Origin of the sequence: Streptomyces tendae (genome assembly GCF_014650435.1) — a bacterium.
In the GTDB taxonomy this organism is placed as follows: domain Bacteria; phylum Actinomycetota; class Actinomycetes; order Streptomycetales; family Streptomycetaceae; genus Streptomyces; species Streptomyces tendae.
This window is the reverse complement of the sequence record NZ_BMUY01000009.1, coordinates 89,149-101,090: the sequence shown is the minus strand read 5'-3', so window position 1 is coordinate 101,090 and position 11,942 is coordinate 89,149. Positions and strand designations below refer to the sequence as shown.

13 protein-coding genes are annotated in these 11,942 nt (G+C 73.1%); 6 read left to right on the top strand and 7 right to left on the bottom strand.

What is annotated here, in order from left to right; translation table 11 throughout:
• Window positions 1–217: 217 nt before the first annotated feature.
• Together IE258_RS23695 and IE258_RS23690 are read left to right on the top strand one after the other, a co-directional pair.
• Window positions 218–820 carry a hypothetical protein gene (locus IE258_RS23695; RefSeq protein WP_127894731.1) on the top strand — a complete coding sequence of 201 codons (603 nt, stop codon included), beginning with the start codon at window positions 218–220 and terminating at the stop codon, window positions 818–820.
• A 95-nt stretch (window positions 821–915) separates the two neighbouring features.
• Window positions 916–1,653 carry a 3-keto-5-aminohexanoate cleavage protein gene (locus tag IE258_RS23690; protein WP_189746569.1) on the top strand — a complete coding sequence of 246 codons (738 nt, stop codon included), beginning with the start codon at window positions 916–918 and terminating at the stop codon, window positions 1,651–1,653.
• Window positions 1,654–1,678: 25 nt separating this feature from the next.
• On the opposite strand, the gene soxR is transcribed toward IE258_RS23690, so the two are convergent.
• The gene (gene soxR, locus IE258_RS23685) at window positions 1,679–2,224 is read right to left on the bottom strand and encodes a redox-sensitive transcriptional activator SoxR (RefSeq protein WP_189746567.1); all 546 of its coding nucleotides are present in this window, start codon (window positions 2,222–2,224) and stop codon (window positions 1,679–1,681) included.
• 131 nt (window positions 2,225–2,355) lie between these two features.
• On the opposite strand from soxR, the gene IE258_RS23680 reads away from it, so the two are divergent.
• Window positions 2,356–2,817, top strand: coding sequence for a MaoC family dehydratase (locus tag IE258_RS23680; protein WP_159325477.1), 462 nt, complete (start codon window positions 2,356–2,358; stop codon window positions 2,815–2,817).
• Between the two features lie 12 nt (window positions 2,818–2,829).
• Here IE258_RS23680 and IE258_RS23675 read toward each other — a convergent pair whose 3' ends face one another.
• The 3 genes from IE258_RS23675 to IE258_RS23665 form a co-directional block, all read right to left on the bottom strand.
• On the bottom strand, window positions 2,830–3,471 hold the full coding sequence (locus IE258_RS23675) for a TetR/AcrR family transcriptional regulator (protein WP_189746564.1): 642 nt from the start codon (window positions 3,469–3,471) through the stop codon (window positions 2,830–2,832).
• Between the two features lie 60 nt (window positions 3,472–3,531).
• Complete coding sequence (locus IE258_RS23670) at window positions 3,532–3,846, bottom strand: YiaA/YiaB family inner membrane protein (RefSeq protein ID WP_189746562.1); 315 nt, start codon at window positions 3,844–3,846, stop codon at window positions 3,532–3,534.
• 61 nt (window positions 3,847–3,907) lie between these two features.
• Window positions 3,908–5,059, bottom strand: coding sequence for an acyl-CoA dehydrogenase family protein (locus IE258_RS23665; protein WP_189746560.1), 1,152 nt, complete (start codon window positions 5,057–5,059; stop codon window positions 3,908–3,910).
• 103 nt (window positions 5,060–5,162) lie between these two features.
• Between IE258_RS23665 and IE258_RS23660 the strand changes: the two genes are divergently transcribed.
• The 3 genes from IE258_RS23660 to IE258_RS23650 all read left to right on the top strand — a co-directional run bounded on the left by IE258_RS23660 (window position 5,163) and on the right by IE258_RS23650 (window position 7,604).
• Complete coding sequence (locus IE258_RS23660; RefSeq protein ID WP_087791788.1) at window positions 5,163–5,804, top strand: TetR/AcrR family transcriptional regulator; 642 nt, start codon at window positions 5,163–5,165, stop codon at window positions 5,802–5,804.
• Window positions 5,805–5,861: 57 nt separating this feature from the next.
• Window positions 5,862–6,575 (top strand): ArsR/SmtB family transcription factor, encoded by a 714-nt coding sequence (locus tag IE258_RS23655; protein WP_189746558.1) that lies wholly within the window; start codon window positions 5,862–5,864, stop codon window positions 6,573–6,575.
• Between the two features lie 69 nt (window positions 6,576–6,644).
• Window positions 6,645–7,604 (top strand): DMT family transporter, encoded by a 960-nt coding sequence (locus IE258_RS23650; protein WP_189747002.1) that lies wholly within the window; start codon window positions 6,645–6,647, stop codon window positions 7,602–7,604.
• Window positions 7,605–7,883: 279 nt separating this feature from the next.
• On the opposite strand, the gene IE258_RS23645 is transcribed toward IE258_RS23650, so the two are convergent.
• From IE258_RS23645 to IE258_RS23635, 3 genes are all read right to left on the bottom strand, one after another.
• Window positions 7,884–8,981 (bottom strand): zinc-binding dehydrogenase, encoded by a 1,098-nt coding sequence (locus tag IE258_RS23645; RefSeq protein WP_189746555.1) that lies wholly within the window; start codon window positions 8,979–8,981, stop codon window positions 7,884–7,886.
• A gap of 22 nt (window positions 8,982–9,003) precedes the next feature.
• A complete protein-coding gene (locus IE258_RS23640; RefSeq protein ID WP_189746553.1) occupies window positions 9,004–10,392 on the bottom strand; it encodes an aldehyde dehydrogenase family protein in 1,389 nt (462 codons plus the stop codon).
• Window positions 10,393–10,513: 121 nt separating this feature from the next.
• Window positions 10,514–11,851, bottom strand: coding sequence for an ABC transporter ATP-binding protein (locus IE258_RS23635; RefSeq protein ID WP_159325492.1), 1,338 nt, complete (start codon window positions 11,849–11,851; stop codon window positions 10,514–10,516).
• Window positions 11,852–11,942 lie beyond the last annotated feature (91 nt).

Here is an 11,942-nt window from a genome sequence, read left to right as displayed (position 1 = left end):
CTCCTCCCGACGGGGGTGTGGCGGGACGTTACCGCCGGTATCCCCGAGTGGGAAGGTGAACATGCGTCACTTTTTGGCAGCGGGTGGATCGGCTTATGGGGGGCATCGGAAATCGGATGGAGCCGAATCGGTTGTCGATACGTCTATTCGGCGACGTCCGTACGACGACGCCGAAGTGACCCGAGTACAGGTGAAGGTGTGACGGAGGTGCAGGGCGATGGCCGGTTTCCGAAGTCTGGCGAGACAGGTCCGCGATCCACGGTGCGACCTGGCGCTGCGGCGCTATTCGCTGCGCAAGTGCCTTGAGCGTTTTGCCCCTTATGGGCACAGGGCGACCTGGGACCATCTCTGCTCCCGGGCCGGGTTCGGTCCCGAGGACCGCTCCCCCGACCCAGCGCGGCTCGTGGCCGCACTGGAGGAGCTGGAGGAGGCGCGTTCGGTGTGGCTGGCCTACGAGGTCGAGTTCGCCGCGCGGCGCAGGAAGGAGAAGCACGACGGGCTGCGCAGGCCGGGCAGCATGGACGACTGGCACCGGCTGACCTGGGGCGGCTTCGGGGTGGCCTGGTGCGACGACCCCCGGGTCCATCCCGACGGACCGCTGGCGGAGGTGCTGCGCCGGCTGATCTCGGCGCTTGAGCGTGAGCCGGGCTCCGTGTGCCCGGTGTGCGACGGGGAGCGCCTCGTCTGGAAGTACGACCTGGACCACGAGCCCTCGACGGGCCCCGTCTGCACGGACTGCGGCATCCTCGTGCCGCGGCCCGTCCTCACTCCCGCAGCGCGAGCGGACGCCCGGCGGGGCCGGTTGCTGATGTCGGCGTAACCGACCGGGGGTGTGCCGGGGATGCCGCACCCCCGGTGTCCGGTACGGCACCGGGTCCGGCGGGCGCTGTCGGTGGCGCCCGGCACCATGGGGGAATGGTGCAGCTGTGCGTGAACGGGGTGCGGGGAAGCGCCGACGGCGCGGTGGTCCCGCTGTCGCCGGAGGCGGTCGCCGACTCGGTGGCCGAGGCGGTCGCCGCCGGGGCCACGGACGTCCACGTCCACCCGAAGACCCCGTGCGGCCGGGACACGCTGTCCGCGCGTGTGCTCGCGGCGACGCTGGAGGCGGTCAGGGCGCGCGTCCCGGCGTCGGTGCCGGTCGGCGTCACGACGGGCGCCTGGGCCGAACCCGACCCCGCGGCCCGGGTGGCGCGGATCCGGAGCTGGACGGTGCTGCCCGACCACGCCTCCGTCAACTGGCACGAGCCGGGCGCCGAGGAGACGGCCGCCGCCCTGATCGAGCGCGGGGTGGGCGTGGAGGCGGGCGTCTGGTCCGGCACGGACGGCGCGGCCCTGTTCCTGCGCTCACCGCTCGGGCCGAAGGTGCTGCGGGTGCTCGCGGAGGTCACGGACACCGACCCGGCGACGGCGCGGGACTCGGCGCACGCCCTGCTGTCCGACCTCGGTCCGGCCCACGGCCGCCCGGTCCTGCTGCACGGCGAGGACGGCGGCGCCTGGCCGGTGCTGCGCCTGGCGGGCCGGCTGGACTTGGCGACCCGGATCGGCCTGGAGGACACCCTGTTTCTGCCGGACGGCGGCCGGGCCGCCTCCAACGCCGCCCTGGTCAGCGCAGGTCTGAGCGAATACGCCTCGGCACGTCGGGGCGGCCGCTGACGACCGGGCCCGGGTCACCGGACGGTCAGTCGTCGCAACACCCTGTTTCCCCGCTCAGGGCACGGCTCGGCCGCCCGCCGCCCGTGGCGGTGGAGGTGGTCGAGGTGGCCGAGCCGCGGCGTTCCACGAGCAGGCGCGAGCCGGCGCGGCGTTCGCCGAAGGCGTCGTCGGGGTTGGACAGCACGCAGGTCTCCAGGGACAGGCAGCCGCAGCCGATGCAGTCGGTGAGGTGGTCGCGCAGCCGGTTGAGCTGTTTGATCCGCTCGTCCAGTTCGGAGCGCCAGGACCGGGAGAGCCGCGCCCAGTCCTCCTCGGTGGGCGTGCGCCCCTCCGGCAGTTCGGCGAGCGCCTCGCGGATCGTGGCCAGCGGGATGCCCACCCGCTGGGCGGCACGGACGAAGGCGACCCGGCGCAGCGCGTCACGGCTGAAGCGGCGCTGGTTGCCCGAGGTCCGGCGACTGCTGATCAGGCCCTTGGACTCGTAGAAGTGCAGGGCGGAGACGGCGGCGCCACTGCGTGCGGCGAGTTGGCCGACCGTGAGCTCTTGGATCTTCTCGGGAATCTGAGGCACTCCTCAAACCCTACCGACCCCGTCACCCGTGCGGCCGGGTCGGCTCCGTTGACAGCGGCCCCGCGGGCGGACCATGCTAAGCAGTCGCTTAGAGTCGAGTGCACAGGTCGAGCGAGCAGAGAGGCCGGAACATGGCAGAGCCGAGGATCTTCGCGTCCGCCGACGAGGTGAAGGCGGCGGTGGGCGAGCAGTTGGGCCACACCGACTGGCTGGAGGTCGACCAGAAGCGGATCGACCTGTTCGCGGAGGCGACCGGGGACCACCAGTGGATCCATGTGGACCCGGAGAAGGCCGCCGCCGGCCCGTTCGGCACCACCATCGCGCACGGGTACCTGACCCTGTCGCTGCTCCCCCTCTTCGGGCCTCAGCTGATCCAGGTCGAGGGCGTGAAGATGGGCGTCAACTACGGCACCAACAAGGTCCGTTTCCCCGCCCCCGTCCCGGTCGGCTCACGCCTGCGCGCCACGGCGACGATCACGGGGGTCGAGGACGTCACGGGCGGCATCCAGGTGAGCGTCGCGTTCACCGTGGAGCGCGAGGGCGGCGACAAGCCGGTGTGCGTCGCCGAGTCCGTCTCGCGCTACTACGTCTGAAACGACGTCCGTCTACTGGGCACCGGAGCGGTCCCGGGCTCCCACCATCCGCAGCACGAGGTCGGCGTAGAGCGCGCCGACCTCGTCGGGCGTGCGGGGGCCCTTCACGTTGAACCAGCGGGCCACGTCGATGCAGAGGGACAGCACGGCGAGTGTCGTGCCCTTGACGTCCGGCACGTCGAACTCGCCCGTCGCCACGCCGTCGTCGATGATGCCGCGCACCGCGGCGTCGCACTGCCGGCGGAGCGTGAGGATCTCCTCCCGGGCCTCGGGTCCGAGCGCGTCCAGCTCGTACTGCACGACGCGCGCGGTCGTGCGCCGACCGGCGTGCCAGCGGACGAAGGAGCTCACGGCGTCGGCGAGCCGCTCGGTCGCACCGCCCTCAGCCTGGGCGGCGGAGCGCAGGATGGCCACCGCGCGGGTGTGGCCGATGCGGCTGATGCGGTGGAGCAGTTCTTCCTTGGTCTTGTAGTGGATGTAGAGCGCGGCCGGACTCATGCCGGCCCGCCCGGCGATGTCGCGGGTCGTGGTCGCGTGGTACCCGCGTTCGGCGAACGCCTCCACGGCCGCGACCAGAAGCCGCCGGGCCGCGTCAGGCGTGACCTCTTCCCACGGCTCGATGTCGCCGCCCGTCGTCTCGGCCGCCGTACTCATCGCTTGTTCGCCCCTCTCGGTGACAGGAGCACCACCATACCGCCGAAGCTGAGCGGGCGCTTAGGGGCGCTGTCCGGCCGGGGTGCCGCCCGGCTTCTGGAAGGGGTCGTGCTCGACCAGGATCTTGTCGAGCCGTGCCTGGTCGACCCGGCTGACTATCTGGCCGACCTCCTGGCGATCCCGGATGATCTTGGCCAGCGTGAAGGCCGAGGTGACCAGGTACAGGACGGCGATCGCGAGGAAGGCCCGCACCCAGGCGTCGGCTTCGAGCTGGTAGATGCCGATGGCGGTGGCGCCCATGGCCACCGCGAACGAGGCGACGGCCTGCCCGTAGAAGGCCGCGGTGTTCTGCTGCTTGACCGGTGTGTCACTCATGGGAAGAAGGATCGGCGGATGTGGCACCCGCCACATCCGCCGGGATACTCAGACCGCGTACTCAGAACGCCGAAACCCCGGTCAGCGCCCGCCCGATGACCAGCTTCTGGATCTGGCTGGTGCCCTCGTAGAGGGTCATCACGCGGGCGTCGCGCAGCAGCTTGCCGGCCGGGTACTCGTCGATGTAGCCGTAGCCGCCGAAGACCTGGAGGGCGTTGTTGGCGGCGCGCACGGCGGCCTCCGAGGCGAAGAGCTTGGCCTTGGAGGACTCGACGGCGAAGGGCTGCCCGCGGTCGATCAGGTCGGCGACCCGCCAGGTCAGCAGCCGGGCGGCGTCCACGTCGAGGGCGATGTCGCTGATCAGCTCCTGGACGAGCTGGTGGTGGGCGATGGTCTTGCCGAACTGCTCGCGCTCCCCCGCGTACTTCACGGCGGCGTCCAGCGCGGCCTGGGCCATGCCGACGCAGCCGGCCGCGACCGACATCCGCCCCTTGGCCAGGGCCGACATGGCGACCGAGAAGCCCTTGCCCTCGGGCGCGAGCATCGCGGCGGCGGGGACGCGGACGTCCTCCAGGACCAGTTCGGCGGTGGCCTGGCCGCGCAGTCCGAGCTTGCCGTGGACGGTGCGGCGGGTCAGGCCGGGCGTGTCGGTGGGCACGAGGAAGGCGGAGACGCCCTTGTGCCCTGGTGCGTCGGTGGAGCGGGCGAAGAGCAGCACGACGTCGGCCCAGGTGCCGTTGGTGATGAACATCTTGGTGCCGTTGATGACGTAGTCGTCGCCGTCGCGCACGGCGCGCGTGGAGAGGTTGCCCGCGTCCGACCCGGTGCCTGGCTCGGTGAGACCGAAGCAGCCGACGTACTCGCCGGAGGTGAGGCCCGGCAGCCAGCGCCGCTTCTGCTCCTCGCTGCCCCAGGCCGCGACGGTCTTGGCGACCAGGCCGAGGGAGACGGAGACGATTCCGCGCACGGAGCTGTCGCCGCGCCCCAGCTCCTCCGTGACCAGGCAGTACGCGAGGTGGTCACCCCCGGATCCGCCGTACTCCTCGTCGATCGTGAGGCCGAGGAAGCCGACCTCGCCGAGCTTCTTCACGATGGCCCGGTCCACCTCCTCGGCGCGGTCCCAGGCGACCACGTGCGGGGCGATCTCGCGCGCCACGAACTCCCGCGCGAGCCGCCGTACGGCGCCCTGCTCCTCGCTGAGCTCCAGATTCATGCCGAGTCACCCCACAGAAGACGGACCTTGAACGGCGGACCACCGGGGCCCGAGTTGTAAATTAGCACTGCTAGTTTAAAGCCGCAGCCCTACTATGTGCGCCATGGCCCGACCGCGCAAGCCCCTGCTCAGCACCGACCGGATCGTCGAGACGGCGCGCGCGCTGGTGGACGCCGAGGGCCTCGCAGCCGTCTCCACCCGCCGGCTGGCCGCGGAACTGGGGGTCAGCGGACCCTCGCTCTACAACCACTTCCGCACCAAGGACGAGATCCTGGAGGCCGTCGCCGACTCGGTGAGCGCGCAGGTCGACCTGTCGATGTTCGAGGACGGCCGGGAGTGGCGGACCGCGCTGCACGACTGGGCCGTCTCCTACCGGACGGCGCTGCGCGACCACCCCAACATCGTCCCGGTCCTGGCCCACGGCCCCGGCCGCCGCCCGGCCGCGCTGCACCTCGCGGACGCGGTCTACGGCGCGATGGTCCGGGCGGGCTGGCCCCCGGCCCAGGCCACCTCCATCGGTGCGCTGATGCGGTACTTCATCATGGGCTCGGCGCTCGGTTCCTTCGCCGGCGGCTTCGTGACCGACGCCGGTGCCTACGACCCCGCCGACTACCCGCATCTCCAGCAGGCCCACCTCCTGGCAGAGCAGCAGGAGAAGATCGACGAACGTGCCTTCGAGACCGGGCTGACCGCGCTGCTGGACGGGCTGGCCCAGCAGTACGCACAGGTCGCGCAGGGTGTCTGAGGGGCTCCGGACACACTTCGGCGCCCGCCGAACCGTGCGTGGCGCATCCTGGGACGCATGACCGAGAAGGAAGCCGAGGCACCCGGCCTGGCACGGCTGGCCGGGCTGCTCGCCGACGAGACGCGCGCCGCCTGTCTGCTGGCCCTGCTGGACGGGCGGGCGTGGACGGCCGGTGAGCTGGCCCGGCACGCCGGGGTCGCCGCGTCGACGCTCAGCGAGCACCTGGGCAAGCTCGTCGCGGGCGGGCTGCTCGCCGAGGAGCGGCAGGGGCGGCACCGGTACGTGCGGCTGGCCGACGACCGGGTGGCGCAGCTCGTGGAGGACCTGGCCTCGCAGGTCGCCCCCGAGGCGGCGGCCCGGCGTCCGCGCACGCTGCGGGCGTCGAGCGCCGGGTCGGCGATGGCCCGGGGCCGCACCTGCTACGACCATCTCGCCGGGCGGCTCGGCATCGCGGTGACCGACGCCCTGACCGGGCTCGGGCTGCTGCGCCAGGACACCGGCTTCGCGCTCACGGACGCGGGGCTCGGCTGGTTCGACGCCGCCGGAATCCGGCTGCGGCCGACCGGTCGGCGGCCGCTGGCCCGGGCGTGCCTCGACTGGACGGAACGCCGCCCCCATCTCGCGGGCGTGGCGGGCGCCGCCCTGTGCCGGCACGCCCTGGACACGGGCTGGTGCGTGCGGATCGGCTCGGAGCGGGCGGTGAAGGTGACTCCGGCGGGCGAGGACGCGCTGTCCGAGCTGCTCCGGATCGATCCGGTGTCGCTGCGCTGAGCCGTGCCGTTCTCCCCGTCCGAAATCCGCCGGTCGTCCCGGCCTTTCCTGCCTAGCCTCGGGAGCATGATGCGTACCACCACGTCCCGCCGTCCGGAACTGCTCGCGGCCGGCGCGGCCACCGTCACCGTCGTGCTGTGGGCGTCGGCGTTCGTCTCGATCCGCAGCGCGGGCGAGGCGTACTCGCCGGGCGCGCTGGCGCTCGGGCGGCTGCTGTCGGGCGCCCTGGCGCTCGGCGTGATCTGTCTGCTGCGCCGGGAGGGCGTGCCGCCGCGGGCCGCCTGGCGCGGGATCGCCATATCGGGCGTGCTGTGGTTCGGCTTCTACATGGTCGTCCTGAACTGGGGCGAACAGCAGGTGGACGCCGGTACCGCCGCCCTCGTGGTCAACGTCGGCCCGATCCTCATCGCGTTGCTGGGCGCCCGGCTGCTGGGCGACGCACTGCCGCCGCGGCTGCTGGCGGGGATGGCGGTGTCGTTCGCCGGTGCGGTGACGGTGGGCCTGTCGATGTCGGGCGAGGGCGGTTCCTCGCTGTTCGGGGTGGTGCTGTGCCTGCTGGCGGCGGTGGCGTACGCGGGCGGGGTGGTCGCGCAGAAGCCCGCGCTGGCGCACGCGAGCGCCCTCCAGGTGACGACGTTCGGATGCCTGGTCGGGGCGGTGCTGTGTCTGCCGTTCGCGGGGCAGTTGGTGCACGAGGCGGGCGGCGCGCCGGTCTCCGCCACGCTCAACATGGTGTACCTGGGCGTGTTCCCCACCGCGCTGGCGTTCACGACGTGGGCGTACGCCCTGGCCCGTACGACCGCCGGCCGCATGGGCGCGACCACGTACGCCGTGCCCGCGCTGGTCGTGCTGATGTCGTGGCTGGCGCTGGGTGAGGTGCCGGGGCTGCTCACCCTGGCCGGCGGCGCGCTGTGCCTGGCGGGCGTGGCGGTGTCCCGCTCCCGCAGGCGCCGCGCACCCGCACCCGCACCCGCGGAAGGGCCCGACCCCGCCGGGGAGCCGCGCCCGGGGGACGCGGAGCGGGTGTAGCACCCCCGAGCCCACTCCCCCGGCACGCCACGACGCGAGAGCACCGGACAGACCGGCCGGAGCTCCCCCCGGATGCCGGGGAGACCGGCCGGGGCCGGGTGCTGCCCACGCCACGCCACACCACCCCTGGTCCGGGCCGACGGGACCGGAGACACAATGTCCTGCGCCGGCGCAAGAACTTCGCCCAGCCCCGGGCCGGGTCCGGAGTGCTCCTCGCCGGGGAACTCCCCGCACGCCCGGCCGGGCCCGCAGGCGCACGCCGGGTCGGCGGGTGCGGGGTTAGAAGATCACCAGGGCCCGGCCGCCCTTGCCCGCCAGCATGTTCTCGAAGGCGGCCGGGATGCCGTCGAGGGCGATGCGTTCCGTGACCAGGGCGCCGAGGTCGAGGCGGCCCGCGCGCACGTGTTCGGCGAGGACCGGGACGTCGCGGGCGGGGTCGGCGTTGCCGTAGACGCAGCCGGACAGGGTGCGGCCCCAGTGGAAGATCTCCAGGGCGTTGAAGGTGACCTGCTGGTCCTTGCCGCCGATGCCGACGACCGTGGTGCGGCCGCCGCGCCGGGTGGACTCCCAGGCGGTACGGATGGTGGCCGCGCGGCCCACGCACTCCACGGCGACGTCGACGCCCTGCTTGCCGGTGAGGGCGCGGATCTCACGGGCGGTGGTGTCGGAGGCGAGGAGGTAGTCGGTGGCGCCCGCGGCACGGGCCAGTTCCTCCTTCTCGGGGGACACGTCGACCGCGACGATCTTCGACGCGCCCGCGATCCGGGCCGCCTGGAGGGTGGCGAGCCCCACTCCCCCGACGCCGAAGACCGCGACCGTCTCGCCCTCGCGGACCTTCGCCGAGTGGTGGACGGCGCCGTAGCCGGTGAGGACGGCGCAGCCGAGGAGTGCCGCCTCGGTGAGGGGGATGCCCTCGGGGGCGGGCAGGACGCAGGACGCGGCCACGACCGTCTCCTCGGCGAACGCGGCGACGTTCAGGCCGGGGTGCAGGTCGGTGCCGTCGTCGGCGCGGCGGGCGTGCACGTCGGCGGCGCCGGCCAGCGCGTTCGCGCACAGCCAGACCTCGCCGAGCGAGCAGGCGTGGCAGGCGCCGCAGGACGGGGCCCAGTTGAGGACGACCGCGTCGCCGGGCGCGACGTGGGTGACGCCCCCGCCGACGGCGACGACGGTGCCGGCGCCCTCGTGGCCGAGGACGGCGGGCAGCGGCACCCGCATGGTGCCGTTGGACAGGGACAGGTCGGAGTGGCAGACCCCGGCGGCGGCGAGCTTCACCCGGACCCGGCCGGGGCCGGGCTCGGGCAGCTCGATGCCGGTGACCTCCAGCGGGGCGCCGACGGCTGGTACGACGGCGGCACGGACTGCGGTACGGACGGCCATGAGGTGGAGACTCCCCTGCGGGCTAGAACTGGAGGGACTTGGTCTGGAGGTACTCGGTGAGGCCGTGCGCGCCCAGTTCGCGGCCCACGCCGGACTGCTTGTAGCCGCCGAAGGGCGCCAGCGGGTTGAACCGGCCGCCGTTGATGTCGACCTGCCCGGTGTCCATCCGGCGGGCGAAGGCGACCGCCTCGGCCTCGTCCCCGGCCCAGACGGCGCCGGCCAGGCCGTAGACCGTGCCGTTGGCGATGCGCAGGGCGTCGTCCTCGTCCTCGTAGCGGAGGATGGACAGGACGGGGCCGAAGATCTCCTCCTGGGCGATCGTCATCTCCTCGGTGACGTCCGCGAAGACCGTCGGGCTGACGAAGTACCCCTGCTCGCGCGGGGCTTCGGGGCCGCCCGCGACCAGGCGCGCGCCCTCGGCGACGCCCTTCTCGATGTAACCGCGCACCCTCGCCTGCTGCTTGGCGTTGACGACCGGGCCGATCCGGTCGCCGTACTTCGCGGCGGCCTCGGCGGCGAGCGCCACCGCCTCGTCGTACTGGTCGCGGTGGACCAGCATGCGGGTCCAGGCGCTGCACGTCTGGCCGGAGTTGGACATGACGTTGGCGACGCCGACGTTGACCGCCTTGGCGAGGTCGGCGCTCGGGAGGATGACGTTGGCGGACTTGCCGCCGAGTTCGAGGGCGACCCGCTTGACGGCGGCGCCCGCGGTGGCGCCGATGCGGCGGCCGACGGCGGTGGAGCCGGTGAAGGAGACCAGGTCGACGCCCGGGTGCTCGGCGAGGGCCTGTCCGGCGACCGGGCCGAGGCCCGTGACCAGGTTGAAGACGCCCGCGGGGATCCCGGCCTCGTGCACCGCCTCGGCGAAGAGCTGCGCGACGAGCGGGGTGTCCTCGGCGGGCTTGAGCACCATCGTGCAGCCGGCCGCGAGCGCCGGGGCGGCCTTGGCGACGATCTGGTGGAGCGGGTAGTTCCAGGGAGTGATGGCGCCGACCACGCCGACCGGCTCGTGGTGGACCACGGAGTTGCCGACCCGTTCCTCGAAGGCGTACGTCGCCGCCAGCTCGGCGTAGGAACCGGCGACCGCGACGGGGACTGCGGCGTGCACGGCCTGCGAGAACTTCAGCGGGGAGCCCAGTTCGGCGGTGACCGTCTCGGCGATCTCGTCCTTGCGGGCCGCCAGTACGTCCCGCAGGGCGGCCAGGCGTGCGGCCCGCTCGGCGGGCGGGGTGGCGGCCCAGGTCGGCAGGGCGGCGCGGGCGGCCCGTACGGCGGTGTCGACGTCCAGCGCGTTGCCGGCGGGGACGTGGCCGATCACCTGCTCGTCGGCCGGGTTCACGACATCGATCGTGTCCCGGCCGTCGGCGGGGCGCCAGGCTCCGTCGATGTACATGCCGTCGTGTGCCTTCATCGCGTTCCTTCCGGGCGGGCCTCGTCGTCCGTCCCAAACTAGCGCCGTTAGTTTTATGGCACCAGGGGCTCCCACGATGGTGGCGCGGCTCACCCTCCCGGAATGCGAAGTCGGGGCGGGATCACTCCTCCAGTTCGGGCAGCCGCGCCGGGGCGGGGCAGATGCGGTCGCCGTGCTGGTCGAAGACGAACAGGTGGGCGAGGTCGACCAGGAGGGGCACCTGCATGCCGTGGCGGAGGTCGATGTCGGGGGTGGTCCGGACGATCAGGTCGCCGGGGAGGCGGCCGTCGGGCGGGGCCACCACGGGTTCCGGATCCTCCGGTTCGTCCATGACGACCACCGGTCCGGCACGCAGGGCACCCGCGCGCTCCCGAAGCCGGTCCAGGACCGTGCCGTCGCGGCGACGGCGCCGTACCGGGCGGGTGGCGGGGCGCGGCGCCTCCAGGTCGGGCACGACGGCGGGCCGGGAACCGGTGTTGAAGTGCACGAGGACCTCGTGGCCCTGGAACTCGACGTGCTCCACCAGCCCGGTGAGCAGCACCTCGCCGGGACGGGCGGACGAGGGCTTCGCGATCCGCACGGCCTCCGAACGCAGGCCCACGATCACCTCGCGGCCCTGCTGGACGCGGAGCAACTGGTGGTCCAGGGAGAGCGGTTCGGGCAGGCGCAGGAACTGCTTGCCCAGGCTGATCGTCATCGCCCCGTCGAGCGGCGCGCGCACGAGGCCGCGCAGCAGGTTGATGCGCGGGGTGCCGATGAAGGCGGCGACGAAGACGTTGCGGGGCAGGGCGTAGACGGCGCGCGGGGTGTCCACCTGCTGGAGGACCCCGCCGCGCAGGACGGCGACGCGGTCGCCCAGCGACATGGCCTCGGACTGGTCGTGGGTGACGTAGATGGTGGTCACGCCCAGTTCCCGGGTCAGCCTGGTGATCTCGGCGCGCAGGTGGTTGCGGAGTTTGGCGTCGAGGTTGGACAGCGGCTCGTCCATCAGGAAGGCGGTGGGGTGCCGGGCGATGGCCCGGCCCATGGCGACGCGCTGGCGTTCACCGCCGGAGAGCTGGGCGGGGAAACGGTCGAGGAGGTCCTCGATGCCCAGCATGCGCGCGGTGGCGTCCACGCGGGGACGGGGGTCGGTCTGCGGGTCCTCGACGCGCAGCGGGAAGCCGATGTTCCCGCGGGTGGTCATGTTGGGGTACAGGGCGAAGTTCTGGAAGACCATCGCCATGCGCCGCTCGGCGGGAAGCAGGTCGTTGGCGTACGCGCCGTCCAGCGTCAGCTCCCCCTCGGTGATCTCCTCCAGTCCGGCGATCATCCGCAGCACGGTCGACTTGCCGCAGCCGGAGGGTCCGAGCAGGACGAGGAACTCGCCCGGCGCGATGTCCAGCGACAGCCGGTCCACCACGCGGACGCCTCGCGCGTAGGTCTTGCTCACGTCGTGCAGGGAGATGGCGCGTGTCATGGAGGTGCCCCCGGGGGCTCACTGGGCTCTGGTGCTCCGCGGTCGGACGCCCACGTGCGGGTCGTACGGGGCGTGTGAGTCACGGAAGTTA

Excerpts from the sequence above, each read along its gene's own strand:
- IE258_RS23695 (WP_127894731.1), top strand. The coding sequence starts at position 218 with ATGGCCGGTTTCCGAAGTCTGGCGAGACAGGTCCGCGATCCACGGTGC.
- IE258_RS23690 (WP_189746569.1), top strand. The coding sequence starts at position 916 with ATGGTGCAGCTGTGCGTGAACGGGGTGCGGGGAAGCGCCGACGGCGCG.
- IE258_RS23680 (WP_159325477.1), top strand. The coding sequence starts at position 2,356 with ATGGCAGAGCCGAGGATCTTCGCGTCCGCCGACGAGGTGAAGGCGGCG.
- IE258_RS23675 (WP_189746564.1), bottom strand. The coding sequence starts at position 3,471 with ATGAGTACGGCGGCCGAGACGACGGGCGGCGACATCGAGCCGTGGGAA.
- IE258_RS23670 (WP_189746562.1), bottom strand. The coding sequence starts at position 3,846 with ATGAGTGACACACCGGTCAAGCAGCAGAACACCGCGGCCTTCTACGGG.
- IE258_RS23665 (WP_189746560.1), bottom strand. The coding sequence starts at position 5,059 with ATGAATCTGGAGCTCAGCGAGGAGCAGGGCGCCGTACGGCGGCTCGCG.
- IE258_RS23660 (WP_087791788.1), top strand. The coding sequence starts at position 5,163 with ATGGCCCGACCGCGCAAGCCCCTGCTCAGCACCGACCGGATCGTCGAG.
- IE258_RS23655 (WP_189746558.1), top strand. The coding sequence starts at position 5,862 with ATGACCGAGAAGGAAGCCGAGGCACCCGGCCTGGCACGGCTGGCCGGG.
- IE258_RS23650 (WP_189747002.1), top strand. The coding sequence starts at position 6,645 with ATGCGTACCACCACGTCCCGCCGTCCGGAACTGCTCGCGGCCGGCGCG.
- IE258_RS23645 (WP_189746555.1), bottom strand. The coding sequence starts at position 8,981 with ATGGCCGTCCGTACCGCAGTCCGTGCCGCCGTCGTACCAGCCGTCGGC.
- IE258_RS23640 (WP_189746553.1), bottom strand. The coding sequence starts at position 10,392 with ATGAAGGCACACGACGGCATGTACATCGACGGAGCCTGGCGCCCCGCC.
- IE258_RS23635 (WP_159325492.1), bottom strand. The coding sequence starts at position 11,851 with ATGACACGCGCCATCTCCCTGCACGACGTGAGCAAGACCTACGCGCGA.